Here is a 23748-nt window from a genome sequence, read left to right on the forward strand (position 1 = left end):
CCTACATCCGCCCGAACCGGGCGCGGATCAGGGCAAAGGCGCCATAGGCGATGAACCCGGCTCCGATGGCCACGAGCAGGTACGGTCCGAAGGGGTGGTGCTGCAGCGCCTTGAGGCTGCCGTCCAGCCCGGTCGAGGAGCCGGGATCGTTGGTGGCCGCGGCCACGACAAACAGCAGCCCGGTCAGCACCAGCGCCAGGCCCTTGGCGACGTGCCCGGCCACGCCCAGGCCGCTGACCAGGTGGCCGCGGTGGGTCCCCTCGAAGCGGCGCAGCTCCTCCTTGAACTTCTTGCCCAGGCCCTTCACCACGAAGTACACGCCGATGCCGCTGACCGTCAGGCCGATCCCGATCAGCAGCGGGGCTCCCAGCGGGCGGTTCAACAGCGCCTCGCTGAACGCGGCCGTGGATTGGCCCGAATCGCTCCGGACGCCGACGGCGAAGCTCGCGAACGTGAACCCGATGCTGCCGTAGGCGATGGCCAGGAAACCGGAGGAAACCAGCTTGCCCAGCCGTTCGCCGCGCGGCAGGTGCCGGGCCCGCAGGGTCGCCTCGCTCAGCTGCCACAGGGCCAGGCCGGCGCAGCCGACGAAACAGGTCCACATCACCGCGGGCCCCCACGGGTTCGCGGCCAGCTGTTCGATCGCCCCCGTGGGTTCCGCCTGGCCGGGGGCGCCCAGGACCAGGGCGACGGCGATCGCCCCGATCACGATGTGCAGCAGGGCCATTACCGCAAAGCCCCAGCGGGCGACGACGTCGAGGGTCCTGCTGTTGGACGCGGCCTCGGCGGCATCCGCGGCCTCCCCGAGGGCGGCGTCCAACGTAGCCTCGCCGCGCGGTTCCCTGCTTGCTTCTTCCATTGCTACGAGCTTACGCGCGGCGGGGCACGCCGACGGGCCGTCACGGCCGGACTACCAACTCTTTGGTAAGTGTGCTTACTATATGCGGAGTGCGGTCCCGACGGCGGGGCCGGGCACGTTCCGGATTCGATTCACACGATAGGAAGCTCACCATGGCAGGTAATCTTGTTGCCCGATCCATCCACGACCTGACCGCCGGCGCGTGGTTCGGCGGCTCGCTGATGGGCGCCATCGGGCTGAACGGGGCGACGGCGGAGGCCAAGGACCCCGCCGAGCGGACCCGGCTCTCCAGCCTGGGCTGGAAGAAGTGGGCCCCGTACCAGACGGCCGCCTTCGGCGCGCATTTCCTCTCCGGCCTCGCCATCATGTGGGAAAACAAGGGCCGGATGGCCAAGCAGGACGGCGTCACCCGGCTGAGCATCTACAAGTCGATCGTCACCGCGGCCGGTGCCGGCGTGAGCCTCTACGCCGGCCTCCAGGGCGCGAAGGTGGACAAGCTCGCGGCCGAGGGTGCCAAGGGCGCCACCGAGCCCAAGCCCGGCGCCTCCGAGGAGCTCCGCTCGGCCCAGCAGCAGCTGAAGATCCTGCAGTGGGCCATCCCCGTCTTCGCCGGCTGGGTGATCGTCCTGGGCGCCAAGCACGGCGAAATGCAGCGGCCGAAAAACGTGTTCAAGGGCCTGTCCCGCTAGCAGCCGTCCGCGGCAGCGTCCGCCCGGGCCCGTCCGGCCGTCCCCTCCAAGGGGCGCCGGGCGGGCCCGCGGTCTTTCCGGGCTCAGCTCAGCGCGGGTGCCGGGCGCTGAGCCGCTGGACCGCCAGCGCCAGCCAGAGCTGGACCCGGTCCGCCGTCTGGGCCGGGTCGTACCCGGTGAGCTCGGTGATCTGGGCCAGCCGGTAGCGGACCGTGTTGCGGTGCAGGGTGAGCTCCTCGGCGACCGCGGCGACCGAGCCGTTGTTGGACAGGTAGCTCTCCAGCGTCGTCATCAGCTCGGAACCGTGGGCGGCGTCGAAGTCCCGCAGCGGGTTCAGCGACTCGTTCGCCATGTCCGCCAGCGGCACGTCCTCGCTGGCCAGCAGCAGCGAGGTCAGGCTCAGCCGCTCCGGCTCATTGACGGGCAGGCCGTGGCTGGCCGCGTCGCGGGCCTCGAAATAGCTCCAGCGCAGCCCGTTCGGCTTCGTGTAGGCCCCGCCGATGCCGATCGTGGCGTGGATCCCCGCTTCGGCCAGATGGTCGCTGAGGCTGCGCGCCAGCGCGCCCGCGCCGCTTCCGTCGTCGTGCACCACCGCCACCAGGTCCTTGCCGACGACGGCGGTCACCGCCGCGGCCAGCGGCTGCGGCAGCGAGGAGCTTCCCAGCTGTTTGGTGTGGGCCGCCGATTCCGCCAGCAACACCACGTTCTTGCGCGTGCTGTTGACGCCGATGCCAGCCAGCCGCCGGGCGGCCTCGGTGGGCTCGAGGGTCCCGTGGATGACGTCCTCCAGGACCTGCCCGGCCAGGGCCCGCTGCGACTGGCGCTGTTTGACCATGTTGTTGAGCTCGACGCTGATCAGGTTCTGCGCGTAGCCGACGATCCCGGAGTCCTCGAACGGATGCCGCACCCAGAGCGTGCAGGCGTCGCGGCGGCCGGTCGGGATGGGAAAGGAGCTCCAGCCGTCCGGGGTGGGAGAGGGGTTCCCGGCCGCGCTGTTGTACAGCTGCGCGGTGAACTGCGTCAGCACGATGTCGGTGCGCAGCATCGATCCCAGGTGCTTGAGCAGTTCGGTCAGGCCGCCGCCGGTCAGCAGGGCGCGGGCCAGGATCTGGTGCCCCGCGATCAGCCGTTCCAGCTTGGCGTAGTGGTCCGCGGACTGGGCGTCCGCCACGAGCTTGCCGATCGCAATAAACGGTGTTTCGTAAGGAACTTCGACCACCGGAAGGCCCCAGCGGTTGGCCTCGGCGACCAGGGCAGGCGGGACCGACTCATGAGTGAGCCCGACCCCGAAACCGATCCCCACCGCGCCGGCGCGCTGGACCTGGCGGACGAAGCGGCGCTGCTCGGGGGCGCTCCTGAGCCTCATCCCGGTGGTGAGGACCAGTTCCCCGCCGTTCAGGAAGCGCTGCGGATCCTCCTGCTCGGTCACCGCCACCCAATGGATGTCCTGGTGCCAGGTGGTCTCGGCGAGGCCCGCCTTGGAGAGCTTGAGGGACGGAACCCCCAGCAGGGCCGCGAGGGAAATTGCCATGGAATCAGGATAACCGCGGGCTGGTCAAGCGCACTAAAGCCTTGCGTCGAGGGTGTGCAGCTGCCTATTCCCTGCCTTGGCCCCCTGGCATAGGCTCGGAGCAGTCGCAGGTCCCGTCCTGCCCGCCCTTCCCCGCCAGCACGAAAGAGGTTGTACACCGTGGTTCAAACCTTGCAGAACTTCATCAACGGAGAGTTCGTCACCCCCGCCGGCACCGCAACGCTGGACATCGTGAACCCCACCAACGGCGACGTGGTGGCCAAGTCCCCGGTCTCGGTGCAGGCCGACGTCGACGCCGCGATGACCGCCGCGAAGAACGCCTTCGCCAGCTGGAAGCACGTCACCCCGGGCCAGCGGCAGCTGCTGCTGCTCAAGCTCGCCGACGCCGTGGAGGCCAACAGCGACGAACTCGTCGAGGCCCAGCACCGCAACACCGGCCAGGTCCGCTCCCTGATCGCCGCGGAGGAAGTCGCCGCCGGCGCGGACCAGCTGCGCTTCTTCGCCGGCGCCGCCCGCCTGCTGGAAGGCAAGTCGGCCGGTGAATACCTGGAGGGCCACACCTCCTTCGTGCGCCGCGAACCGATCGGCGTCGTCGCCCAGGTCGCGCCGTGGAACTACCCGTTCCTGATGGCCATCTGGAAGATTGGTCCCGCCCTGGCGGCCGGCAACACCGTGGTGCTCAAGCCCTCCGACACCACCCCCGAATCCACCCTGGTCCTGGCCCGCCTCGCCGGGGAGATCCTCCCCGCCGGCGTGCTCAACGTGGTCCTGGGCACCGGCGAGACCGGCGCCATGATGGTCGAGCACAAGGTCCCGGGCCTGGTATCCATCACCGGCTCCGTCCGGGCCGGCATCGCCGTCGCCTCCGGCGCCGCCAAGGGCCTGAAGCGCGCCCACCTGGAACTCGGCGGCAAGGCCCCCGCGATCGTGTTCAAGGACGCGGACATCAAGAAGAGCGCCGCGGCCATCGCGGAGTTCGCGTTCTTCAACGCCGGCCAGGACTGCACGGCCATTACCCGCGTCCTGGTCGAGGACTCGGTGCACGACGACGTCGTCGCCGCCATGGTCGAGCACACCAAGACCCTGCGCACCGGTTCGCAGAACGACGAAGACAACTACTTCGGTCCGCTGAACAACGTCAACCACTTCAACGCCGTCACCTCGGTCGTCGAGCACCTGCCGGCGAACTGCAAGATCGAGACCGGCGGCCACCGGGCGGGGGACAAGGGCTTCTTCTTCGAGCCCACGATCGTCACCGGAGCCAAGCAGACCGATGACATCGTGCAGAAGGAAACGTTCGGCCCGGTCATCACGGTGCAGAAGTTCAGCAGCGAGGCCGAGGCGATCGAGCTGGCCAACGACGTCGACTACGCCCTGGCCTCCAGCGTCTGGACCACGGACCACGGCACCGCCATGCGGGTCAGCCGCGACCTGGACTTCGGCGCGGTCTGGATCAACACCCACATCCTGCTCACCGCCGAGATGCCGCACGGCGGCTTCAAACAGTCCGGCTACGGCAAGGACCTCTCGATGTACGGCGTCGAGGACTACACCCGCATCAAGCACGTCATGAGCGCGCTCGACGCCTAAGGCTCCACCCGGCGCCGCCGGGCCCGGCCCCCGGCCGGTCCGCGCCGCCCACTCTCCACTTAGAAAGGCTTTCCCGTGACCACCACCGCAAACGACATCTCCTACCGTCTGGAGCAGAAGCGCCGCGTCCAGGCCGACTTCCCCGGCCCCAAGTCCGTCGCCCTGACCGAGCGCCGCAAGGCCGTCGTCGCGTCGGGCGTTGCCTCCAGCGTCCCGGTCTACGTCGCCGACGCCGACGGCGGCATCATCCAGGACGTCGACGGCAACTCCTTCATCGACCTCGGCTCCGGCATCGCCGTGACGAGCGTCGGCGCCTCGGACCCCGCCGTCGTCGGCGCCGTGAAGGAGGCCGTGGAGCACTTCACCCACACCTGCTTCATGGTTACCCCCTACGAGGGCTACGTCGCCGTCGCCGAGCAGCTGAACCGGCTCACCCCGGGCGACCACGAGAAGCGCACGGTGCTGTTCAACTCCGGCGCCGAAGCCGTGGAGAACGCCGTCAAGGTGGCCCGCCTCGCCACCGGCCGGGACGCCGTCGTCGCCTTCGACCACGCCTACCACGGCCGGACCAACCTGACCATGGCGCTGACCGCCAAGGCCATGCCGTACAAGACCAACTTCGGCCCGTTCGCCCCCGAGGTCTACCGGATGCCGATGAGCTACCCGTACCGGGAAGAGAACCCGGAGATCACCGGTGCCGAGGCCGCCAGGCGCGCCATCACCATGATCGAGAAGCAGATCGGCGGCGAGTCCGTGGCCGCGATCATCATCGAGCCCATCCAGGGCGAGGGTGGCTTCATCGTCCCGGCCGAGGGCTTCCTGCCCGCGTTGGCCGCCTGGGCCAAGGAGAAGGGCATCGTCTTCATCGCCGACGAGGTCCAGTCCGGCTTCTGCCGCACCGGTGAATGGTTCGCCGTGAACCACGAGGGCGTCGTCCCGGACATCGTCACCATGGCCAAGGGCATCGCCGGCGGCATGCCGCTGTCCGCCATCACCGGCCGCGCCGACCTGCTCGACGCCGTCCACCCCGGCGGCCTCGGCGGCACCTACGGCGGCAACCCGGTGGCCTGCGCCGCGGCGCTGGCCTCCATCGGTTCCATGGAGCAGTACGACCTGAACGCCCGCGCCCGCCACATCGAGGAACTCGCCACCGGCAGGCTGCGCGAGCTCGCCGCCGAGCTTGGCGAGGGCTCCGTCGTCGGTGACATCCGCGGCCGCGGCGCCATGCTCGCGGTCGAACTGGTCCAGCAGGGTTCGAAGGAACCGAACCCGGAACTGACCAAGGCCGTCGCCGCCGCCTGCCTCAAGGAGGGTGTCATCATCCTCACCTGCGGCACCTACGGCAACGTCATCCGGCTGCTGCCGCCGCTGGTCATCAGCGACGAGCTGCTGCTGGACGGCCTCGAGGTCCTGGCCGCGGCCATCCGCGCCAACGCCTAGGACCCCCGCCGGCCCGGTGCCGGCGGCCAGCCACGACGCGCACGGGCCGCGGACCAACCGGTCCGCGGCCCGTGCGCGTTGCTGCTACCGGAGGGCCGGAGCGGCTACTTCCAGGAACTGGCGTCGAGCTGGATGGCGACAACATACAGGTGCCGGCCCTGTTCGATTTTCTCGACTTCATAGACCCGCACCTTCGTCTGCGGGGCCGCCGTGCCCGGCCGGCCGACGCCGAGCCCGTAGCTGACCACGCCCTCGAAGTCGCCGGCCGGTGCGTAACTGGTCAGCGCCCGGTAGCCGATGGCCTGCGGCGGGCTGGTCTTGATGGTGCTGGCTTTACCGTCGGAGGTATGCGCCTGGGCGCCGTGGAACGCGACCTTCAAAATCGCTCCTGTGCCGGGCATCGGGATGGGCAGGCCGCTGCCGTCGGCGAGGAGTTCAGGGACGAACGAGATGTCGTAGCTGGGGAAGGCCCCGTTGAACCGGAAACTCAGCTGGTCGTACGGCGGGGTATCCGTCGGGTGCTGCCCGGCGCCGATCGAATAGAGCGTCGGCAGCGGTTCTGCCGGCGGCGGGGCCAGCGGCACCGGGTTCTGGTGCTTGGTGGTAAACGGCGTCGTGGACGGGACGGCCCAGTCGTGGGTGATCTTGGAGGAGATTACCCGGTCGCCGTTCTGCGGGGCGGCGGTCTCATCCGAGTCCGGCGGCAGCGTACCGGTCCCGGTGGGGGACGCCGTCGTCGTGCCGGGCGAGGCGGAAGCCGACCCTGTCGCCGATTCCGTGGCTGACCCCGTCGCGGTCGCCGTCGCGCTGCCGGATCCGGTGGGCGCCGTCGTTGCGCTGCCGGTGGCGGTGGCCGACGGCGGGGGCGGCGAGGGGGTGCAGCCGGCCGTTGCGAGCAGCAGCACCGCCATTCCCAGCCCTGCAGTGCCTGCCGTGAACCTGCGGTTCCTGATCACAGCCATCGTGAGCTCCCCTCCACCCCTTCAGCGTAGGCCGCGTGCGGTGACGCGCCGCAGGGCCAAAAGTCACCGACAATTCGGCGTGGCGCTGGGTTAGAGTCGTTCCTACACTGCAGGAACGCAGACCGGCCGTCGTCGCCCGGGACCCCGGAGCCACGCTGGAATCTGCCCCAGACCCATAAGGGGTTCTTACATGCGATACGTAGTTGGCTACACACCCAACGACCGCGGAGCCGACGCCGTCGCCCTCGCGTCCGCCATGGCACGCGCCCAGGGCGCCCACCTGGACCTGGTCCATGTCGTGGACCGCAATACCCCCTATGTGGCGCTGAACCCGCAGGGCAACCGGGTCAGCGTGGCCGAGCAGTCCGTGCTGACGGCGGAACGGAAGGGCATGGCCCTGGTGCCGGAGGGCCTGGAGGCCCGGTTCCATGTCCGCCAGGCCGATTCCTTCGCCGCCGGACTTATCGACGCCGCAAAGGAATACCGCGCGGGCCTGATCGTGGTGGGCGCGGCTCGCGCGGGGTTGTTCAAGCGGTACACCGTGGGCAGTGTGGCCAACGCCCTGCTGCATGCCTCCCCGGTGCCGGTGGCGCTGGCGCCGCGCGGCTACCGCAACACCGAAGCCGTCACCCGCCTGACCCTCGCCGTCGGCCAGCGCACCGGCGCGGACGCCGCGATCGACGTCGCCATCGAGTCCGCCGAACGCCGCGGGGTGCCGCTGCGCCTGGTCTCGCTGGTGGAGCTCGACGCCGAGGGCGACGGCGGCGAGAACGTCAACGCCGCGCACGTCCACGCCAATACCGTGCTCAAGGCGGCGGCCGGTCGGCTGCCGGCCGGGCACCACGTCAGCGTCGAAGTGGCCCACGGCCGCAGCATCGAGGAAGCGATCGACGACCTCGAGTGGGATGACCGGGAGATCCTGATCGTCGGCTCGTCCCGCCTGGCGGAGAAGAACAAGCTCTTCCTGGGCAGCACCGCGAACAAGGTGCTCCGCGCCCTGCCGGTGCCCATGGTCGTGGTGCCCCGCGACTACGTCCGGGTCGACAGCAGCCCCGAGGACTAACCCGCCCCGCCGGAAGCGCGAACGTACACTTGAGGCCCTGTTTCGAGGTTGAAACGGGGCCTCAAGTGTCCGTTCGCGCGTTGGTCAGGCGGCGGTGCGGGCCAGTCGGCGGGTGACGGCGTTCCGGCGCGCGGTCCGCAGCATGTCCGCCGTCAGCAGCAGCAGCGCAAGCCACACGACGCCGAAGCCGATCCAGCGCTCCGGGGTCATCGCCTCCCTGAACACCACGAGGGCCACGATGAACTGCAGCACCGGGGCGAAGTACTGCAGCAGCCCGATCGTCGTCATGGGTAGCCGCCGCGCGGACGCGCCGAAGAACAGCAGCGGCACGGCCGTGATGACACCGGACGCGGCCAGCAGCCAGAAGTGCCCCGCGCCGTTGGTGGTCAAAGTGGCCGCGCCGGTCACGGCGAGCACCACCATCACGACGCCGGCAAGCGGGGCCAGCACGATGGTCTCCACGGAGAGGCTCGTGATCGCGTCCACGCGGGGCCCGACGCGCTTCTTGACGAAGCCGTAAAGGCCGAAGCTGAACGCCAGGGTCAAAGCGATCCAGGGCAGTTTCCCGTAGGAATAGGTCAGCACGCCGACGGCGACGAAGCCGACCCCGACGGCGGCCCACTGCAGCGGCCGCAGTTTCTCCTTCAGCACGAACACGCCCAGCAGCACGGACACCAGCGGGTTGATGAAGTAGCCCAGTGACGTCTCAACCGCCTGGCCCGTAGTCACCCCGTAGGTGTAGGTCAGCCAGTTCACCGCGATGAGGCCGGCGGCCAGGGCAAGCGGCCCCATCACCGTGCGGTTCCGGAACGCGGCGCCGATCACCCGCCAGGTCCGGGTCACAGTGATCAGCAGGGCGCAGAAGACCAGGGACCACACCACCCGGTTGGCCACGATCTCGACGGCGGAGGCCGGGTGCAGCACGAAGAAGTACAGCGGGAGCAGCCCCCACAGGCCGTAGGCGCCGATGCCGAAGAGGATGCCCGTCGTCGTGTCCTTGTCCACCGCGGCGGGCGCGGCGGCGCGCGGGGGAGCCTCCGGGGAGGTCAGGGCAGCGGGGGCGGTAGGTCCGTCGGAGATAGGCACAGGATCAATAACACCACCCCCTGTTCCGCTATTCCTGCCGCCGGACACCGGGCGGGGTGCGTTCTCTGCCACATCGGGCGGGCGGGGCCGGCCGGGGACATTTAGAATGGGGGCCTGTGCGCTGATCCGCCGGCGCACGCGACCTGCTTCAGAAGGGCTCCCGGTGTCCAACTCGGCCGAAACCTCGCCTCAAACTCCGTCCAAGCGTCCCCTCCGCGTTGCGATCGTCGGCGCCGGACCGGCCGGTGTCTACGCCGCGGACATCCTGACCAAGTCCAACGAGGTCAAGGACGGCGACTTCGAAGTCAGCATCGACCTGTTCGAGGCGTACCCGGCACCCTACGGCCTGATCCGCTACGGCGTCGCCCCGGACCACCCGCGCATCAAGGGCATCGTCAACGCCCTGCACAAGGTCCTGGACCGCGGCGACATCCGCTTCCTCGGCAACGTCACCTACGGCCGGGACCTGACCCTGCATGATTTCCGCGCCTTCTACGACGCCGTCATCTTCGCCACCGGCGCCATCAAGGACGCGGACCTGGACATCCCCGGCGTCGACCTTGAGGGCTCCTTCGGCGGCGCCGACTTCGTCTCCTGGTACGACGGGCACCCGGACGTGCCCCGCGACTGGCCGCTGGAGGCCAAGGAAATCGCCGTGATCGGCAACGGCAACGTCGCGCTGGACGTGGCCCGGATGCTGGTCAAGCACGCCGACGACCTGCTGGTCACGGAAATCCCGGACAACGTCTACCAAGCGCTGAAGGCCTCGCCCGTCACCGACGTGCACGTCTTCGGCCGCCGCGGCCCGGCCCAGGTGAAGTTCACCCCGCTGGAACTCCGGGAACTCAGCCACGCCCGCGACGTCGACATCGTCCTCTACCCGGAAGACTTCGAGTTCGACGAGGCCTCCGACGAAGCGATCCGGACGAACAACCAGATCAAGACCATGGTCAACACCCTCGGCAACTGGCTGGTCGAGGAGCACGCGGAGGCCGAGGAGCCGTCCTCCCGGCGGCTGCACCTGCACTTCCTGCACAACCCCGTCGAGATCTACGACGACGCCGCGCACCCCGGCAAGGTAGCCGGGATCAAGTTCGAACGGATGCAGCTGGACGGCACGGGCAACGCCAAGGGCACCGGCGAATTCGTGGACTACCCGGTCCAGGCGGTCTACCGGGCCATCGGGTATCACGGGTCGCCGCTGGCGGAGCTGGAATACGACGCGCGGCGCGGCGTCATCCCCAACGACGGCGGCCGCGTGCTGGACGCCGACGGCAAGCCCGTGCCGGGCATCTACGCCACCGGCTGGATCAAGCGCGGGCCGGTCGGCCTGATCGGCCACACCAAGGGCGACGCCCTCGAAACCATCGGCTTCCTGCTCGAGGACCGGCTGACCCTGCCGCCGGCCCAGAACCCCGATCCGCAGGCCATCATCGACCTGCTGGAGGCGCGCGGCATCGAATACACGACCTGGGAGGGCTGGAACCGGCTGGACGCGCACGAGCTGGAGCTCGGCGCGGAGTGGTCCGCGGCGGACGGATCCGACGGCGTCATCCGCGAACGCATCAAGGTCGTGCCGCGGGACGAAATGATCCGGATCTCCCGCGGCTGACCCCGCAGCCTCCGCTTCCGGCGAGGCTCTGGCGGGGGTCCGGAACGCCCCGTACACTCGATGAAAACGTCGGTGCCGTTGTCGCGCGCCGCGAGGTGCCCGTCAATGGGAGTTCAATGAGGAATTCGGTCGAGCCGACAGCCGTGCGCGCTTCCGGCGCCGGCCTGGACCCGGAAGCCCGCCAGCCCTACGCCCGCGCCGGGCACGAGCAGCTGGGCTCCCTGGGCGCCGGCCTGGTGCAGGTGCCGGGATTGCGGAGCCTGATCCGTGAATCCTGGCAACGGTCCGCGCAGCTGCACGCCAACCCGGATAACCCGGAAGCGCCCCTGGCCATGGACCGCGAGGAACTCGAGGAATACCGCCGGCAGCATCCGCTGGCCGCGATCATGCCGGTGATCCACAAGCTGCTGGTCCTCCCCAGCCATGACAGCGGCATGCTGGTGGCCGTCGGGGATGAGGTGGGCCGCTTGCTGTGGGTCGAGGGGGACCCGGCCATGCAGCGCCGTGCCGAGGGGATGATGTTCGTCCCCGGCGCCGACTGGTCCGAGGCCACCGTGGGCACGAGCGCCCCGGGCACCGCCCTGGCCCTGGGCCGCGGCATCCAGATCGCCGGTGCCGAGCACTACAAACGTTCCGTGCATCCGTGGAGTTGCACCGCCGTCCCGTTCCACGACCCGGACTCCGGCGCGCTGCTGGGCGTCGTTGACATCACCGGCACCGAATCCGCGGTCGCGCCGCATACCCTCTCCCTGGTCGAAGCGACCGTCGCCGCAGCCCAGGCGCACCTGCGGGTCGAACGCCTCCAGCTGGCGGCTGCCCGCCACGCTTCACCGGCACGACGCCGGCCGGCGGCGGCCGTTGCCGGCAGCGGTTCCGTGACGGCGGCGGCAATGGCCGCGGTCCCGGGCCGTCCCGGCAGTCTGTACCGGAACAGCCTGCAGCTGCTCGGGCGCGACCAGGCCGTGCTCAGCCTCGACGGCGGCACCGTCACCCTCTCGGCCCGGCACAGCGAAATCCTCGCCCTGCTGAGCGCCCACCCGAACGGCCTGTCCGCCGAGCAACTGAGCGCGCTGCTCTACCCCGGGGACGGATCCACCATGACCCTGCGCGCCGAAATGGTGCGGCTGCGCAAGGTGCTGCTGCAGCTCAACCCCGATGCTGTCCCGGAGTCCCGTCCCTACCGGCTTCGGGTGGACCTCATGCCGGACTTCGGCCAGGTGCTCAGCTGCCTGCAGCGCGGGGCACACCGGATCGCGCTGGAAATCTACCGCGGGGCAGTCCTGCCCCGGTCCGAAGCCCCCGGCGTCACCGAACTCCGCGGACGGGTCTCGCGGCTGCTGCGGGAGGCGGTCCTGACGGACGGCAGCGCCGAATCGCTCCTGAAATACGCGCAGCTGCCCGAGGCGCGGGACGACGTCGAGGTCCGTACCACGGCGCTGAAGCTGCTGCCGCCGCGCTCACCGAAGCGGTCCGCCGTCGTCGCGGACCTGGAGCGGCTCGAGACGGAACTCAGCGCCTGAACCGCGCCGCACCGCAGCCGGTGCACACAAAGGAAGTCCCCGCCGGCGTTCGCGCCGGCGGGGACTTCCTTTTCCTGGGGTGTACTAGTTGATGCGCCCGGCCCAGAGGTCGTCGAAGCTGACGGTCAGCGGGGTGGGTGTTCCGGTGGTGCTGAGGTAGCTGTAGATGCCGATTCCTCCTGCGGTCTGCAGTGCGGCGGTGCTGTCGGTTGTGGTCAGTTGCCAGTTGGCCGGTTCCGTGGTTCCGGTCTTCCAGACCTTGGCCTGGATGGTGGTGGGTGAGGTTCCGGTGACTTGCAGCCGGAGTTGCAGCCGGTCTCCGGTGTTGAACGTCAGTCCGGAGATTGTCGCGGCTTTCATGTTGGTGTTCGTGCTGCGGGTCAGGTGCAGGCTTACGGCTCCGGCGGAGTTCACCACCACCCGTGCGCCGTAGGTGTCGGCTCCGACCCGCCGGCCGAGCAGGCCGGTGTAGATGCTGCTGGCGGTCGGCCGGTTGAAGCCGATCGTTGCCCGCACTTCCGTGTCGGTGGAGGAAACACCGTCAAGGTAGGCGTAGCGGTTGGAGGCAGCCGGGCTGGATATGGTGGCGGCGCTGCCGTTGACGGCGAAGTTTGATGCCGTCCCGGACAGGGTCCAGGGGCCGCCGGTTTCCGCTGTGCCCAGGCCGCCGCTGATCGTGCGGGTGAAGGTGTCCTGGGCCAGGACCTCGCCCGCCGGCGGTGCGGTGACAGTCACCGGATGGCTGACCGTGTCCTTCGCGCCGCCGTTATCGGTCACGGTCAGGGTGACCGTGTAGGTTCCGGCGGCGGCGTAGGCGTGGTTCGCCGTCACCCCGGTCCCGGTACTGCCGTCGCCGAAGTCCCAGGCGTACGAGGAGATCGTTCCGTCCGAGTCCGTCGAACCGGCCCCGTTCACGKTGGCCGTCAGCCCGCTCACCCCGCTGGTGAACGCCGCAACCGGAGCCACATTCGCTGGCGGCGTCCCCTTCGTATTTGCCAGGCCCGGTGTGCCGCCCGTGGTGGACACCGCCGCCCAGTTCGAAGCGACCGAGTTGTCCGCCGTCGGCGAGCTCAGCTCCAGGGAGGGGCCGGTGCCGTCTGCGGCCGTCGGCCAGGGTGCCTGGTTCGAATACGTCACGGAGTCCACCACCCGGCTGCCGGCGCGCAGCACGACGGCCTCCCCGCCGTCGTCGAGGGTGCCGGCAAACGTGCCGCCGACAAAGCGGTTCGCCCCGGTGTAGGCCGCACGGAACGCCTTGTCGTTGGCCACGAAGACCACGCGGCCGCCAGCCGGGACCACCGTGCCGGGCTGGATCTTCAGGCCGACCGCATCGATCGTCCAGCCCGAAATGTCCACGGCCGTGGTGCCGGGGTTCGCCAGCTCGATAAACTCTCCGCCGCTTCCGGCCGGGTGGTACTGGATCTCATTGACCACCACGGTCGCGTCGGCCGCCTGGGTGGTGGGCACCGGCAGCCCGGGACCTGTGTTGCCGTTGATGGTGTTGCGCCGGTCGGCCAGGCCCGCCAGGAAGGCGGTCCGTGCCGACGCCGGCGTGTAGCCGCCCCACTTGGCCCGGTCCAGGTTCCAGTCCGGCGTGGTCTGGGCCGAAATCGCGTCCCACTGTGCCTCATACTGACCGGCCGGAAGGAACTGATCGGCCAGGGTGCGCAACCGCCGGAAGAACATCTCCCTGATCTCCGGGTAGGCCAGCATGGCCTGCGTGAAGTTGTTCGACGTATCCGGGGTCAGGAAGACGCCCTTGCCGTCCGACTCGGGCGTAGTGAAGATCCAGTTCAGGTCCCACTGCCACATCTCCCAGCGGCCGGTTCCGTCCGTGTCCCGAGCCAGCCACCAGTTGTACCAGCCGCTGTCCTGGTGCCGGATGATCGAGTTGATCGCCATGTAGTTGACCAGTTCCGGGACGTTCACGTTCTGGTAAATCCACGCCTGCTGCGCCGCGGAGGGCGAAGCGTCGACCGCGTTGGACAGGGACCACGCGTCGGAGAAGTCCTCATCCTTGCGGGTTTTCTTGTCCAGCCAGCCCGAATCCTCGAGCGCGGTCGGTGATGACGTTGCGCTCACGCTGCCGCCGTCGCCCTTGTAGATTGCCCAGTTGGATACCCCCTGGTCGTCCCGCCAGCGGCCGTCCTCGGTCTCCATGATCCGGCCCAGGCTCCAGAAGGTGCCGTTGCGCTGCGTGCGCACGGGGAGGATGTTCAGGGACCGGTTGCCGGCCGCCTTCACGGTCGCCCACCCGACGTCGGCGAAGTTGTCCGCGTAGTTCTGGAGCGCAAATTCATCGAGCGGATAGGGCAGTTTGCCGCCCAGGTCGAAGACGTACCCCTTGGGCAGTTCGACCTTCCAGCTCACCTTCGCATTGCTGCGGGAGGAGTTGCCCCGCACGCTCATGAGGGCGCCGTCGACGACCTGGCCGTTGTAGGACCAGACGGCCGCCCCCTGGAATTTGTCGTAACGGTGGTTGGCCAGGATGTCGTCGTACACGGCGTCCTCCATGAACCACTCGATGACCGGAAGCGAGCTGCTGACCGCGGAGTTCAGGACCACCACGCCGCGGTAGCGCACCGAGTCGCCGGCCGCCGGTTCCGAGTAGCCTTTCCCGTCGGCGGAGGCATCGATCCGGTAGCGGATCAGGCTGCCTGCGCCCTGCCCGGGGATGGTCCCGGAGTACACGCCGTCCCCGGCCCCGCCGGGGCTGGCCGCGTCGTCGAGGAAGGGCACGACGACGTCGGCGCCGAACATCACCTTGTAGGTGAGCTGGGCCGTGGAACCGGCCCGGAGCCGGGCCGAAACAGCCACCGGCTGGCCGGCGGCCGGGCGCGCCGGGGCCGCCGCGAGTTCAGTGACCACCGGCGCAGGCCCGGTCCCGTCGACCGAGTTCCTGGCGCCCGGAGTCCCCTTCGCGGCGAGGCTTGCGCCCCAGCTGTCGGGCAGGGAGTTGTCCAGGGTCAGGTCACGCAGTTCGAGGGTGGGTCCCGTCCCGTCAGGCGTGGACGGCCAGGGCGCAACGTCCGCGTAGGTGACCGTGTCCACGACGTTCAGCGCGCCGTCGACCAGCGTGACCGCTTCGCCGCCGTTGCTGAGGTTGCCGCCGTAAACGGCGTTCGGGGCGAACCCGTACGTTGTCTGGAACTGCGCGGCGTCCTTGGCCACCACGAAGTAGCCGCTGGCGGGCACCACGGTGCCGGCTGCGAAGACCGCAGTGACGCCGGCGGTGAAGGACCACCCCGAAATGTCCAGCGGAGCGCCGGAGGTGTTGGTCAGCTCCAGGAAGTCGTCGGTGTCGAGGTCCGATCCGGAATGATAGTTCAGTTCGGAGATCACCATCCCGCCCGTCGTCGCCGCAGCCGCCGGGACGGCCTGCGAGACGACGAAGGTGCCGGCCATCGCCGTCGCCAACGCAATGGCCGACACTGTGCGGACGCATTTTCCGATCGCTTGTGTTGCCCTTTGTACCACCATGCCAGGAGCCCCCTCGGAGAAGGTGTGAGCGTCGTGGCGAGTTGTCGGACGCCCACGCCGCAACAGCATGCGGCGTCCCGCTGAGTATCGAAGCGGGCTCCGGCGGTGTCCATAGGTATTGCGGCGCGGAGCTAAGTAGCAGCGGGGCTGACCGTCCGGCACGCGGCCGTGAGCCGGGTCACACGGTTGCAACCTGCCTGCAACCTCCGCGCTCCTAGGCTGGCGTCAGCAGCGGCCGCAGCACACCGGCCGCTCCCGCCACTGTTGCACAGCAAAGGAGCTAGCAATGACTGTCTACGCACAGCCCGGTACCGAGGGCTCGAAGGTCACCTTCAAGGACCGCTACGAAAACTGGATCGGCGGCGAGTGGGTGGCCCCGGTGAAGGGCCAGTACTTCGAAAACATCACCCCGGTCACGGGCAAGGCGTTCTGCGAGGTCGCCCGCGGCACCGCCGAGGACATCGAACTGGCCCTGGACGCCGCCCACAAGGCGGCACCGTCCTGGGGCAAGACCTCGGTGGCCGAACGCGCCGCCATCCTGAACAAGATCGCCGACCGGATCGATGAGAACACGGAACTGCTCGCCGTCGCCGAAACCTGGGACAACGGCAAGCCGATCCGCGAGACGCTGAACGCCGACATCCCGCTCGCGGCGGACCACTTCCGCTACTTCGCCTCCGCCGTCCGCGCCCAGGAAGGCCGGCTCTCGCAGCTCGACGACGACACCACCGCCTACCACTACCACGAGCCGCTCGGCGTCGTCGGCCAGATCATCCCCTGGAACTTCCCCATCCTGATGGCCGTCTGGAAGCTCGCCCCCGCGCTCGCCGCCGGCAACGCCGTCGTCCTCAAGCCGGCCGAGCAGACCCCGTCCTCGATCCTGGTGCTGATGGAGCTGATCAGCGACCTGCTGCCGGCCGGCGTCGTCAACGTGGTCAACGGCTTCGGCGTCGAGGCCGGCAAGCCGCTCGCCTCCAGCCCGCGGATCCGCAAGATCGCCTTCACCGGCGAGACCACCACCGGCCGCCTGATCAGCCAGTACGCGTCGCAGAACCTGATCCCGGTCACGCTGGAACTGGGCGGCAAGAGCCCGAACATCTTCTTCAACGACGTCGCGGACAGCAACGATGCGTTCTACGACAAAGCCCTCGAGGGATTCACGCTGTTCGCGTTCAACCAGGGCGAGGTCTGCACCTGCCCCTCCCGCGCCCTGGTCCAGGAAGGCATCTACGACTCCTTCATGGCCGACGCGCTGGCCCGCACCCAGAAGATCATCCAGGGCAACCCGCTGGACACCGACACCCAGCTCGGCGCCCAGGCCTCCAACGACCAGCTCGAGAAGATCCTCTCCTACATCGACATCGGCAAGCAGGAGGGTGCCAAGGCGCTCACCGGCGGCGCCCGCGCCGAGCTCTCCGGCGACCTCGCCGGCGGCTACTACGTCCAGCCGACCATCTTCGAGGGCCACAACAAGATGCGGATCTTCCAGGAGGAGATCTTCGGTCCGGTGGTCTCGGTGACCCGGTTCAGCGACTACAGCGACGCCATGGGCATCGCCAACGACACGCTGTACGGCCTCGGCGCCGGCGTCTGGTCCCGCAACGGCAACGTCGCCTACCGCGCCGGCCGCGAGATCCAGGCGGGCCGGGTGTGGGTCAACAACTACCACGCCTACCCGGCCGGTGCCGCGTTCGGCGGTTACAAGTCCTCCGGCATCGGCCGCGAGAACCACGCCATGATGCTGGACCACTACCAGCAGACCAAGAACCTGCTGGTCAGCTACAACGAGAACAAGCTCGGCTTCTTCTAGGCCGACGCGGCGGGGCGGACCGGTAGGGTCCGCCCCGCCTTTTCAGTTTCCCCACAACCCCGAGGAGCCCCGATGACCCAGGTCCCACTCGACGCCGCCGTCACGCTTCCCGGCGAAGACTTCTCCCGGGTGGCGCTCACCGCGGAGGCTGTCCAGCTGCTGCGCAAGCTCTGGCTCCAGCACGGACCGCTGATGTTCCACCAGTCCGGGGGCTGCTGCGACGGCTCCGCGCCGATGTGCTACCCGGCGGGGGAGTTCCTGACCGGTGACTCTGACGTGCTGCTGGGCCGGTTCGACATCGCGGACGGCCCCGAGGCCCAGCCGCTCGAGTTCTGGATGTCGAGGGAGCAGTTCAACTACTGGAGCCACACCCATCTGACCGTCGACGTCGTTCCCGGCCGGGGGAGCGGATTCTCGGTGGAGGCGCCGGAGGGGAAGCGCTTCCTGATCCGGTCCACCCTGATGGACTGGCCCGTCTGACCCGCCGGCCGGAAGCGCGAACGGACACTTCAGGCCCGGCCGGAAGCGCGAGCGGACACTTCAGGCCCGGCCGGAAGCGCGCGAGCGGACACTTCAGGCCCGGCCTGAAGGGCGCGAAGTGTCCGTTCGCTCGGGATCCGGCGGCGACCGTCTCACGATGTGGGATAAAAGCGGCCGTCCAGTGGATGGACACTACTATGGATAGGTCCGTTTCAACCCTGTTACCGAGATTTTGGATCTTCCTATGAACCTATTCCGGACCAAGACCATTGAGCAGTCGATCGCCGACGCCGATGAGCCCGGACGCAAGCTGAAGCGCTCGCTCAGCACCTGGGACCTGATGATCATGGGCGTCGCCGTCGCAGTCGGCGCCGGGATCTTCTCGGTCGGCGCCAAAGCAGCCGCCAACTTCGCCGGCCCCGCCGTCACCGTTTCCTTCGCCATCGCTGCCGTCACCTGCGCCCTGGCGATCATGTGCTACGCCGAGTTCGCCACCGCCATCCCCGTGGCCGGCTCCGCCTACGTTTTCACCTACGCCACCATGGGGGAGGTGCTGGCCTGGATCATCGGCTGGAACCTGATCCTGGAACTGTTCACCGCCGGGGCCGTTATCGCCAAGTACTGGGGCATCTACCTCAGCAAGGTTTTCGCCCTGATGGGCCTGGACGTCCCGCCGGCCGTCAACGTCGGCGGCGTTGACCTCTACTGGGGCGCGTTCCTCATCGTCGCGGTCTTTACCGTGCTCCTGGTCCTCGGCACCAAGCTGTCGGCCCGTGTCGGCAACGTCTTCACCCTGATCAAGATCGCCGTCGTCCTTTTTGTGATCGTGGTCGGGTTCACCTACGTGAAGTTCGAAAACTACACCCCGTTCGTCCCCACCTCCGAGCCCACCGGCGGCACCGGGACGGCCGACGTGCTCAAGCAGTCCTTCTTCGGCTTCCTGACCGGCGCCGCCCCCGCCCAGTACGGCACCCTCGGGATCTTCGCCGGCGCCGCGTTGGTGTTCTTCGCGTTCATCGGGTTCGACGTCGTCGCCACCTCCGCCGAGGAGGTCAAGAACCCGCAGAAGACGCTGCCGCGCGGCATCTTCGGCGGCCTGGCGATCGTCACCGTGCTCTACATCCTGGTCTCGCTGGCCCTGACCGGCATGGTGCCCTATACCAAGCTGGCCGAGGCGGATAACCCGACCCTCACCACCGCCTTCGAGGCCGTGGGCAACACCGACGCCGCCAAGGTCATCGCCTTCGGCTCCCTGGTGGGCCTCACCACGGTCATCATGGTGCTCCTGATGGGCCTCTCCCGCGTGGTCCTGGCCATGAGCCGCGACGGCCTGCTGCCGCGCTCGCTGTCCCGCACCAGCACCATCCGGGCCACCCCGGCGCGGCTGCAGATCATCTGCGGCACGGCCGTGGCCCTGGTGGCCGGGCTGACGAACGTGGACCTGCTCGAGGAAATGATCAACATCGGCACCCTGTCGGCGTTCGTGATGGTCAGCCTCGGCATCCTGGTGCTCCGCCGGAAGCGTCCGGACCTGAAGCCGGCCTTCCGGGTGCCCTTCGGCAAGGTGCTGCCGGTGGTCTCCGCCGTGCTCTGCCTGTACCTGATGACCAACCTCGCGGTGGAGACCTGGATCTTCTTCGCCATCTGGCTCGTCATCGGCATCGCGATCTACTTCGCCTACGGGCAGCGACACTCCCGGCTGAACGAGAAGTTCGCCGAGGCCCGGGCCGCTGTCAACGGACCCGGCGCTGCGGCGGAGACCGCACCGTCCGCCGCCCCGGCGCAGGACAGCGGCACGGAGACGCTGACCAAACCGTAACCATGCCCCCTCGGGGGCGAGCATCGACGAGGGCCGCCCGCGCCCGGACCGGCATTGCCGGACCGGCCGTGGGCGGCCTTTTGCGTGCTCAGGCACCGGACGACGTCGTTCGGACCCTGCCGCCGTCGCGCGCGGCGCCCCCGCCAAGCCGGCCATCACTAATGCGTAACAATGCCCCTATTGTGGGCCTCATCACAGTATGGTGGGGATAGTCGATATTTTGAACCTTTGTTCAATATACGAACATCAAGGCTGGGGGGCTTGATTTCCCGCGGCCAGTGCGCACATAGGAGTGAACATGAAACGTCGTATTATCACCGTGCTGGCGGCCGCCTCGGTCCTGGCACTCTCGGCCTGTGGCAGCGGGTCGCCGAGCTCCACCGGCGGCAGCGCCTCCGGCGGCGCCGCGGGCGGGGGCGACCTCACCAAAGTCAGCGTCGGCGTGATCCCGATCGTCGACTGCGCCCCCATCTACCTGGGCAGCAAGCAGGGCTTCTTCAAGGACGAAGGAATCCAGCTCGACATCCAGACCGCCACCGGCGGGGCCGCGATCGTTCCGGGCGTGGTCAGCGGCAGCTTCGACTTCGCGTTCTCGAACCTGATCTCTGTGATGGTTGCCAAGGACAAGGGCCTTGACCTCAAGTTCGTCGCCAACGGCGCCTCGACCACCGGCGAGAAGGGCAAGGACATCGGCGGCGTCGTCGTCCCGGCCGGCTCGTCCATCACCTCCGCCAAGGACCTGGCCGGCAAGACGGTCTCGGTGAACAACCTGTCCAACATCGGTGACACCACGGTGAAGTCGGTCATCGAAAAGGCCGGCGGCGACCCCGCCAGCGTGAAGTTCGTGGAAGTTGCCTTCCCGGATGCCCCCGCCGCCCTGGCCAACAAGCGGGTGGACGCGGCCTGGATCCTGGAGCCCTTCCTCTCCAAGGCCGTAGCCGACGGCGGCAAGGTCGTGTCCTCGAACTTCGTCGACATGAGCCCTGAGCTGGACATCGCCGGTTACTTCACCAAGGCTGACACGATCAAGAACAAGGCCGAGCTGACCCAGAAGTTCACCCGGGCCATGAATAAGTCCCTGGAGTATGCCCAGACCCACCCGCAGGAAGTCCGGGACATCGTCGGGACCTACACGAAGATCGACGAAGCCACGCGCGCCAAGATGGTGCTGCCGCGCTACCGGGTCGAGTTCAACAAGGACGCGTTCAAGACCCTCGGGGACGCCGCCGCCAAGTACGGCACCCTGAGCAAGGCCCCGAACGCGGGCGACCTGCTTCCGTGAGTTCCGTGACTTCCGACGCTCGTGCGTCCGGCGGTCCCGTCCCTGGTGCGGGACGGGGCCGCCGGCCCGGCCGCGGCCTGCCGGTCCAGCGGCTCCTGGGAGTGGCCGGGATCCTGGGGTTCCTGGCCACGTGGGAGCTCATTCCCCGGCTGGGCATCATCAACGAACGCTTCTTGCCGCCGGCCAGCGAAGTCATCGCCGCGCTGGCCCTCGATTTCGGCCTGACCGCGTTCTGGGTGTCGGTCGGCGAAACGATGAAGGCCTGGTTCCTGGGCCTGATCATCGCGGTGTCACTGGCCGTGCTGCTGGGCTTCATCATCGGCTCGAGCAGTTTCCTGCGAAAGGCCACCAACTCGACGGTGGAGTTCCTGCGCCCGATCCCGTCGGTGGCCCTGATCCCGCTGGCGGTGCTGCTGTTCGGCGTGAAAATCGAGTCCTCGCTCATGCTCATCACCTATGCCGCCTTCTGGCAGGTGCTGATCCAGGTCCTCTACGGCGTGGCCGACGTCGATATGGTCGCCAGCAACACCGCGCGGACGTACGGACTGGGTTGGATGGCGCGGATACGCTACGTCGTCTTTCCCACGGCCCTGCCCTACCTGATGACGGGCATCCGGCTCGCCGCCACGGTGGCGCTGGTCCTGGCCATTACCGCGGAACTCGTAATCGGTTCGCCGGGGCTGGGCCGCGAGATCGCCCTCGCCCAGTCCGGCGGCGCGATCTCCGGAATGTACGCCCTGGTGCTTGCCACCGGCCTGATCGGCGTGCTGATCAACGTCCTGATGCGGTTCATCGAAAAGAAGACCCTGTCCTGGCATTCCTCTGTCCGCTCCGAGGTGGTCGTATGAAAGCGCTGAAAACTTTGGCGTACGTGCTGGCACTGCCGGCCCTGCTGGTCCTGGCCTGGTGGGCGTCAACCCTCGGCTCCGTCAACTTCTTCGTCCCCACCCCGGCCGCCCTGGTCGAAAAGTTCGGCGAAGTCTGGTTCGGACCCCGGTTCTTCTCGGACGTGCTGCCCAGCATCGCGCGGCTCCTGATCGGCGTCGTCGCGGCGATTGTGATCGGCGTCGTGGGCGGGGTGCTGATCGGTTCGGTCGCCTGGCTCCGGGCCCTGCTTGAACCCACGCTCGAATTCTTCCGCGCCATCCCCCCGCCGGTCCTGGTCCCGGTGCTGATCCTGCTGATGGGCATCACCGACTCCATGAAGATCGCGGTCATCATCTCCGGCTGCGTCTGGCCGGTCCTGCTGAACACCATCGAAGGCGTGCGTGCCGTGGACGGGGTCCTCTCTGACTCGGCCCACACGTACGGCATCGACGGCTGGGCCCGGGTGCGGTACCTGGTGCTTCCCTCGGCCAGCCCGCAGATCCTCGCCGGCGTTCGGCAGTCGCTCTCGCTTGGGTTGATCCTGATGGTCATCTCAGAAATGTTTGCCTCGTCCTCGGGACTGGGCTTCACCATCGTCCAGTTCCAGCGCTCGTTCGCCATCCCGGAGATGTGGTCCGGCATTGTGGTGCTCGGCTTGCTGGGCGTGGCCATGTCGTTCATCTTCCAGTGGGCCGAACGCAACATCCTGCGGTGGTACCACGGCCAGAAAGAGGTAGAAAATGCAGCCTGACACCACCCGCCCCGCGCCGGAGGCAATGCTCTCCGTCCGCGGCCTGAAAAAGGTCTACCAGACCGACGGCGGCGACATCGAGGCCGTGCGCAACCTGACCTTCGATCTGCGGGCCGGGGAACTGGCCTGTCTGGTCGGCCCCTCCGGCTCCGGCAAGACCACCCTGCTCAAGTGCATCTCCGGCCTGATGGCGCCCACCGAGGGGGAGGTGCTGCTCGACGGCAAGCGGGTCTCCGGGCCGCCGAAGAAAATGGCCGTCGTGTTCCAGGAATACGGCCGCTCGCTGTTCCCCTGGATGCGGGTCCGGGACAACGTGGAGCTGCCGCTGAAGAACCAGGGCGTCCCCAAGGCCGAACGCGACCGGCTGGTCGACGAGGCCCTCGAAGCAGTGGGCCTGGCGCACGTCCCCCGCTCCTACCCCTGGCAGCTCTCCGGCGGCATGCAGCAGCGTGTGGCGATCGCCCGGGCCATCGCCTACCAGCCCGAGGTCCTGCTGATGGATGAACCGTTCGCTGCCGTGGACGCCCAGACCCGGGCGGACCTGGAGGACCTGATCCGGACGGTCTGGAAGAAGCTGGGCGTGACCGTGCTGTTCGTGACCCACGACATCGACGAGTCCGTCTACCTCGGCGAACGGGTCATCATCCTCTCGAGCTCCCCGACGGTGGTGCAGGAGGACATCGTCATCGACCTGCCGGACGAGCGAGACCAGCTGGAGACCCGGTCGCTGCCCCGCTTCACCGAGCTCCGCCACCACGTCTACGAGCAGATCCAGCTGGCCAAGAAGGGACACCGGCCCGCCGCGGCCACCAGTTGATTCGTTTGGGCTGGGGAAACGGACGGCCGCACCCCGGGCCCGTGCCGCCGTCGTCCGTAACCGCCGCGCGTGTCCGGAACCCCGGCGGAA

General features: G+C 68.6%; 18 protein-coding genes. 13 read left to right on the forward strand and 5 right to left on the reverse strand.

From position 1 onward, the window contains the following. Position 1 precedes the first annotated feature (1 nt). A complete protein-coding gene (locus tag ASG71_RS05625; protein WP_056737709.1) occupies positions 2-859 on the reverse strand; it encodes a DUF1206 domain-containing protein in 858 nt (285 codons plus the stop codon). A gap of 152 nt (positions 860-1011) precedes the next feature. On the opposite strand from ASG71_RS05625, the gene ASG71_RS05630 reads away from it, so the two are divergent. Next, on the forward strand, positions 1012-1548 hold the full coding sequence (locus tag ASG71_RS05630; RefSeq protein WP_056737710.1) for a hypothetical protein: 537 nt from the start codon (positions 1012-1014) through the stop codon (positions 1546-1548). An 88-nt stretch (positions 1549-1636) separates the two neighbouring features. On the opposite strand, the gene ASG71_RS05635 is transcribed toward ASG71_RS05630, so the two are convergent. Next, positions 1637-3079 (reverse strand): PucR family transcriptional regulator, encoded by a 1443-nt coding sequence (locus ASG71_RS05635; protein ID WP_056737711.1) that lies wholly within the window; start codon positions 3077-3079, stop codon positions 1637-1639. Positions 3080-3238: 159 nt separating this feature from the next. Here ASG71_RS05635 and ASG71_RS05640 point away from each other — a divergent pair, with 159 nt between their 5' ends. Next, positions 3239-4669, forward strand: coding sequence for a gamma-aminobutyraldehyde dehydrogenase (locus ASG71_RS05640; protein ID WP_056738557.1), 1431 nt, complete (start codon positions 3239-3241; stop codon positions 4667-4669). Positions 4670-4744: 75 nt separating this feature from the next. Further along, positions 4745-6109 carry a 4-aminobutyrate--2-oxoglutarate transaminase gene (gene gabT, locus ASG71_RS05645; protein ID WP_056737712.1) on the forward strand — a complete coding sequence of 455 codons (1365 nt, stop codon included), beginning with the start codon at positions 4745-4747 and terminating at the stop codon, positions 6107-6109. A 104-nt stretch (positions 6110-6213) separates the two neighbouring features. Here the strand turns inward: gabT and ASG71_RS05650 are convergent, their stop codons facing one another. Further along, positions 6214-7071, reverse strand: a complete 858-nt coding sequence (locus ASG71_RS05650; protein ID WP_157366237.1) for a hypothetical protein — start codon at positions 7069-7071, stop codon at positions 6214-6216. 190 nt (positions 7072-7261) lie between these two features. Here ASG71_RS05650 and ASG71_RS05655 point away from each other — a divergent pair, with 190 nt between their 5' ends. Continuing rightward, on the forward strand, positions 7262-8134 hold the full coding sequence (locus tag ASG71_RS05655; protein WP_056737714.1) for a universal stress protein: 873 nt from the start codon (positions 7262-7264) through the stop codon (positions 8132-8134). Positions 8135-8218: 84 nt separating this feature from the next. On the opposite strand, the gene rarD is transcribed toward ASG71_RS05655, so the two are convergent. After that, a complete protein-coding gene (rarD, locus tag ASG71_RS05660) occupies positions 8219-9214 on the reverse strand; it encodes an EamA family transporter RarD (protein ID WP_414826660.1) in 996 nt (331 codons plus the stop codon). 169 nt (positions 9215-9383) lie between these two features. On the opposite strand from rarD, the gene ASG71_RS05665 reads away from it, so the two are divergent. After that, positions 9384-10832 (forward strand): FAD-dependent oxidoreductase, encoded by a 1449-nt coding sequence (locus ASG71_RS05665; protein ID WP_056737716.1) that lies wholly within the window; start codon positions 9384-9386, stop codon positions 10830-10832. Positions 10833-10948: 116 nt separating this feature from the next. Then, positions 10949-12352, forward strand: a complete 1404-nt coding sequence (locus ASG71_RS05670; protein ID WP_056737717.1) for a helix-turn-helix domain-containing protein — start codon at positions 10949-10951, stop codon at positions 12350-12352. A gap of 84 nt (positions 12353-12436) precedes the next feature. On the opposite strand, the gene ASG71_RS05675 is transcribed toward ASG71_RS05670, so the two are convergent. Next, on the reverse strand, positions 12437-15784 hold the full coding sequence (locus tag ASG71_RS05675; RefSeq protein WP_162254042.1) for a lamin tail domain-containing protein: 3348 nt from the start codon (positions 15782-15784) through the stop codon (positions 12437-12439). A 334-nt stretch (positions 15785-16118) separates the two neighbouring features. Between ASG71_RS05675 and ASG71_RS05680 the strand changes: the two genes are divergently transcribed. The 7 genes from ASG71_RS05680 to ASG71_RS05710 all read left to right on the forward strand — a co-directional run bounded on the left by ASG71_RS05680 (position 16119) and on the right by ASG71_RS05710 (position 23658). Beyond that, positions 16119-17642 carry an aldehyde dehydrogenase family protein gene (locus ASG71_RS05680; protein ID WP_056737719.1) on the forward strand — a complete coding sequence of 508 codons (1524 nt, stop codon included), beginning with the start codon at positions 16119-16121 and terminating at the stop codon, positions 17640-17642. Between the two features lie 72 nt (positions 17643-17714). Further along, positions 17715-18122, forward strand: coding sequence for a DUF779 domain-containing protein (locus ASG71_RS05685; RefSeq protein ID WP_056737720.1), 408 nt, complete (start codon positions 17715-17717; stop codon positions 18120-18122). Positions 18123-18366: 244 nt separating this feature from the next. Beyond that, positions 18367-19941, forward strand: coding sequence for an amino acid permease (locus ASG71_RS05690; protein ID WP_056737721.1), 1575 nt, complete (start codon positions 18367-18369; stop codon positions 19939-19941). A gap of 298 nt (positions 19942-20239) precedes the next feature. After that, a complete protein-coding gene (locus tag ASG71_RS05695) occupies positions 20240-21223 on the forward strand; it encodes an ABC transporter substrate-binding protein (RefSeq protein ID WP_056737722.1) in 984 nt (327 codons plus the stop codon). Between the two features lie 5 nt (positions 21224-21228). Next, positions 21229-22071 (forward strand): ABC transporter permease, encoded by an 843-nt coding sequence (locus ASG71_RS05700; RefSeq protein ID WP_056738558.1) that lies wholly within the window; start codon positions 21229-21231, stop codon positions 22069-22071. Beyond that, complete coding sequence (locus ASG71_RS05705; protein ID WP_056737723.1) at positions 22068-22841, forward strand: ABC transporter permease; 774 nt, start codon at positions 22068-22070, stop codon at positions 22839-22841. The genes ASG71_RS05700 and ASG71_RS05705 overlap by 4 nt, the downstream gene beginning before the upstream one ends. Next, the gene (locus ASG71_RS05710; protein WP_056737724.1) at positions 22831-23658 is read left to right on the forward strand and encodes an ABC transporter ATP-binding protein; all 828 of its coding nucleotides are present in this window, start codon (positions 22831-22833) and stop codon (positions 23656-23658) included. Before ASG71_RS05705 ends, ASG71_RS05710 begins: the two co-directional genes overlap by 11 nt. Positions 23659-23748 lie beyond the last annotated feature (90 nt).

This window comes from Arthrobacter sp. Soil763 (assembly GCF_001428365.1).
Taxonomy (GTDB): Bacteria; Actinomycetota; Actinomycetes; order Actinomycetales; family Micrococcaceae; genus Arthrobacter.